We start from the raw sequence: 253 nt of genomic DNA, 5'->3' as shown, positions 1-253 counted from the left end.
TTTGTGGGAACATCCTGGCAACGGTGCAATGTCCACTTCAAACGCAATATCGTTGACGTCATGCCGAAGAAAGACAATCAGGAGGCAATCAGCCTACTGAAAAGCATATTTGCCGCGGAAGAGATGGACACTCTGCGAAACCTGAAAGATCTGTTCTTTGAAAAGTATGAGGAAAATCCCAAGTACCAAAAAGCGTTGAAGATACTCGATGAAGGCTTCGAGGATTCAATCCAATATATGAATTTCCCCATTT

Annotated in this window: 1 protein-coding gene; it reads left to right on the top strand. The window is 43.1% G+C overall.

What is annotated here, in order from left to right; translation table 11 throughout:
- A partial coding sequence (locus tag M3191_RS18450; protein ID WP_251701756.1) for a transposase occupies positions 1-253 on the top strand: 253 nt, incomplete at both ends.

This window comes from Sporosarcina luteola, from assembly GCF_023715535.1.
GTDB classification, from domain to species: Bacteria; Bacillota; Bacilli; order Bacillales_A; family Planococcaceae; genus Sporosarcina; species Sporosarcina luteola_B.
The sequence above is the reverse complement of the archived record's forward strand: the minus strand, read 5'-3'. Positions and strand labels throughout refer to the sequence as shown.